Below are 3,588 nucleotides of genomic sequence, written 5' to 3' on the forward strand. Positions count from 1 at the left end.
CCCCACCCTATAACCGCCAGCGAACTTCCGACTCAGGACACTAGCGGCCTTTTCGGCGGACGTGAGGGCGAAGCAGGGCGTGTCGATGAAATCGGCCTCCGAGGAGATCCTGATGCCGGATTGCGCGTCCTGACAGCACGGGACACCACGACAGGTAAAACCGCTCTGCCGGAGTTCTCGTATGTGCTTCAGGAATGGGCAATCGCCACGGGAAACCCAATGGGCGAGGAGACAGTCGTCGAGGAGTCTCTGGACGAAGCCGACTGGTTCTTCGACGAGCGCGCTCCCGACGACGTGTCTGCCGTCTTCGCGATTCATTCGCCGACGGGCTGGCGTGTCGATGACGCGACGGTGCCTCCTCCGCCTCGCGTTCCAGCCACAGTGAGGCATGCCGTCCTGGTCGAGGGCATGTGGGTACTCGCCGGCGACGGAGGCCTGTTCGCTGTTTCCGTGCCCCCGCTCAAGGTCCTCCCGCCCGATACTGACGCGCAACCCGTGAGCTGGCTACCGGAGCCTTTGGTAACCGAGCACGTGGGACTCGCGGTGCCCCGGATCCCTGACGCCGCGCAGGCGGCGGCAAGGGGTGACGCCTCCAGCAAACCCTGGTACGAGCAGAGCTTCGGCTCGGGAACCTGCAAGCGGTTGTCCGTCTCGGATATTCCACAAGGGCTGGGCAACGAGCGTGCGCGGCGCTTCCTGATCGACGTCGGGCTACCAGCCATTGAGGGGTTCCTCCACTTGCGTACCCGCTCGCCCCATGACGACGGCTTGCGGGCAGTTCCGTGGCCGCCGGACGCGAAAGTCGGCATCTCCGATTCCGACGGCCCCTTCTTCGACATCGGCTTCTGGATGCGTTCGCGGCTGTTGCTGGACGGAAGCACGGGCCAAGTGCTGCGCGACACCACTGGTGGGCCGGACACCACGCTGGCCGGTAGCAGCCTCGCCCAGTTCTTCACCATGGTGCGCCTCTTCGACGAACACCGTAAGGCCCTTTATCCCAGCCGGGCGGATCGACAGGACTGGCACGGGATTCTGCGGGAGTGGTGCCGCGAGATCGACCCAGTCGCCTTGGAGGGCGAAGTGTGGCAAGTCGTGCTCGGGCCTTACGACTTCGAGGACAATACCTGGGATCTTGTCTCACCCGATGGCCGCTTCCCGTAACCACATGGTCCGTGCGTCCCTGCCGCCCCATGGCCCGCTCAGCGGCTGGTCAACGCCCTCGCGGGCAAGGACATGGCTGACGTCGTCGAGAGCGGGCGTGCGCTGTCGGAACCGTTCGTCGAGTCGGTTCAGCCCGACCAGGACTCAGCAAACGGCGGGCGCAGTCTGCTTCGACCGCTCCATCCGGCCGTCGGCGATGAGATCCGCGCCGGCCTTCCCGACGTCCGCTCCGTCCAGACCCGGATAGCGATAGCGCTTCTGGAGGCCGTCCCGGAGCAGGACTGGAACAAGGCCGACCCTACGTACGCGACCACATCGGGAGCCACACCCTGGAGGCAGGCCTGTGGCCCCAACTCCTCACGAGCCCGGGGTTGTTCGTCCACGCCGATCCGGTTCCGCCGCGCGCCGCCGTAGAGGCCGTAACGATCGCGGAACTCGCCTCACCGGCTCGTCCGTACTTGCGTACGGCCCCCGTGCTGACCCGCACCCAGGCACCCGTCATGCGGCGCGCGGCGTTGCTGGAGACGGCATTCGTCGAGGACGGCCTCCCCGACTACGCCGAGGCCGTTCGCCGCCGGTTCGGCCTCGGCCCAACCTGACCGCCCGGACGGCGGCCGTGATGCCGACCTGGTGCGGCGCAGGGGGTTCTGAGCAGCCGCCCGACAGCAGCGAGACCGTGCTCGCCGGACAGCGCAAGTCGTGACCGGCCCAGGCGGGCGGGGTTCATCGTCACACCCACGGCGTGTGTGATCAGTACAGCGAGAACCCGCCGCTGTGCCGCCCCTGGTTCCTCTTCCCGGACTGCGGGTTCTCGCCCTCCGACCGCCTTGGCTCGGACGGGCCGGAGGAGGGTCCGTCGCCGGTCAGCGGCTCGCCCTGCCTGACCTGGTCGCGTTGCTCCTCCGACAACGACTCCCACTGGCCGCGCAGGGACGCCAGGCCTCCGCCCAGGGCGCGGGACACCGTGGGGTCGTCCAGGGCGTCGCGCAGGGCGACGCGGCCGGAGAGCAGCTTCTTGGCCGCCTCCTGCAGTTCCTTGCTCGCACCGTCGGTCTCGGACAGCTTGCGCAGGGCGGAGTTCAGGGAACGGATCTGCTCCGGTTCGAGCGCCTCGTCGATCACACCGCGTTCCTGCGAAGAGCCGTGCGGGTTGGGTGAGTTCTCGGGCTTCCTGGTCATTCGCTTCTCCTCGACTCTCGACACCTGAAGTATCTCGCGTCACTCATGGGTTCCCCGTTGGGCCCCGGTGGTCGAAGTGTGGAGGGTCGCCGTCACGAGATACTCACCGAGATACTCACCGAGATCTGATCCGTATGACCCGGGCCGGTCAGGGCAGCGCGTCCGCCAGCGACGCGCCCGCCGCCGCCAGAATGATCGCCATCATGGCCAGACGGGTCCGTCCGCGCCGCGCCAACTCCACACTGAGGCCGGCCGAGGCGAGACACAGGCCGTACACCACGGTCCCGACGCCCACCTGCGAACCGCTGTTGAGCTGCCCCACGATCACCACGAGGCAGACCAGCGCCACCAACGCGCCGGCGGCCATGAGCCCCACGCGAGCGCTCCGCGCCTGCTGGGACCGCTGTCTCGCGAAGCCCGGATCCGACTGCCTGGAGAAACTCGCCCTCAATTCGTCCACGCCGGGCGGGGCCGTATCACCCTCGTCGCCTCGCGGCTGCGTCCGTACCTGTTCCCCGCCGCGTTCCCGGCCGTGCGTCGTCATGAGGAGGGAGCGTAGGTCAATTCGCTAAGCTCACGCACCATGTTGCCTTCGCACACGCCCTCCCCCGCGCCCGACGCCACGGTCATACGGACCGGCCGCCGCGGTGCCATGACCGGACTCCCCTGCTCCGTCCTGCTCATCGCGCTGGGCGCGGTCGGCGTCTTCGGCGCAGTCGTGATTGCTACCGGGAACCAGAAGGGAGCGTCCAGCCCGGCTGGTTACGCGGGCCTCGTGTTCATGCTGCTGCTCGGGGCGCTCGGTGTGTGCCTCTTCGTCGTCAACTGGGCCAACCGCCGCACCCAGGTCCTCGTCGACGCCACCGGCCTGTGGATCGAGAACGGAAAGCACCGCGCCGTAATCCCCTGGCAGGGCCTCGCCGGAGTCGGCCTGTACTGGAGCAAGTACGGCCGCCAGACCGTCTACTCCCTCGAACTGTTCCCCACCGGCCCCATCGACCGCGACGACCCTCTCCTGTGGACCCTCGTCCGCGACGAGGAGCCGCTGCACCCCGACCTGTCCCGCCTGCGCCACCGCCTCGCCTTCCCCGTCCCCTGTCGAGGGGAGATGGTCTCGGCGGTCCAGCAGTACGTCCCGCACCTCTGGCTCGGCGAATCCGAGCGCGCCAAGGGGCACGTCGGCCAACCCGACGTCAAGGGACACCGAGAGCGCACTCAGGGCCGTACACCGTGAACGTCCGCCCCTCT

General features: G+C 68.2%; 5 protein-coding genes. 3 read left to right on the plus strand and 2 right to left on the minus strand.

Annotated elements, in window-relative coordinates:
• Nucleotides 1-1,161, plus strand: a 1,161-nt coding sequence (locus AQJ67_RS44195) for an SUKH-4 family immunity protein (RefSeq protein ID WP_208615164.1), incomplete at its 5' end; no start/stop codon positions are given.
• A 458-nt stretch (nt 1,162-1,619) separates the two neighbouring features.
• Nucleotides 1,620-1,760 (plus strand): hypothetical protein, encoded by a 141-nt coding sequence (locus AQJ67_RS48800; protein ID WP_208615166.1) that lies wholly within the window; start codon nt 1,620-1,622, stop codon nt 1,758-1,760.
• 151 nt (nt 1,761-1,911) lie between these two features.
• Here AQJ67_RS48800 and AQJ67_RS44205 read toward each other — a convergent pair whose 3' ends face one another.
• Both AQJ67_RS44205 and AQJ67_RS48805 read right to left on the minus strand, forming a co-directional pair.
• The gene (locus tag AQJ67_RS44205; RefSeq protein ID WP_062725842.1) at nt 1,912-2,340 is read right to left on the minus strand and encodes a hypothetical protein; all 429 of its coding nucleotides are present in this window, start codon (nt 2,338-2,340) and stop codon (nt 1,912-1,914) included.
• A gap of 148 nt (nt 2,341-2,488) precedes the next feature.
• Nucleotides 2,489-2,716: a hypothetical protein gene (locus tag AQJ67_RS48805; RefSeq protein ID WP_208615167.1), complete on the minus strand. Its 228-nt coding sequence runs from the start codon at nt 2,714-2,716 to the stop codon at nt 2,489-2,491.
• Between the two features lie 207 nt (nt 2,717-2,923).
• Between AQJ67_RS48805 and AQJ67_RS44215 the strand changes: the two genes are divergently transcribed.
• Nucleotides 2,924-3,574 (plus strand): hypothetical protein, encoded by a 651-nt coding sequence (locus AQJ67_RS44215; RefSeq protein ID WP_062725846.1) that lies wholly within the window; start codon nt 2,924-2,926, stop codon nt 3,572-3,574.
• Nucleotides 3,575-3,588 lie beyond the last annotated feature (14 nt).

The sequence above is a fragment of the Streptomyces caeruleatus genome, assembly GCF_001514235.1.
Lineage (GTDB): Bacteria > Actinomycetota > Actinomycetes > Streptomycetales > Streptomycetaceae > Streptomyces > Streptomyces caeruleatus.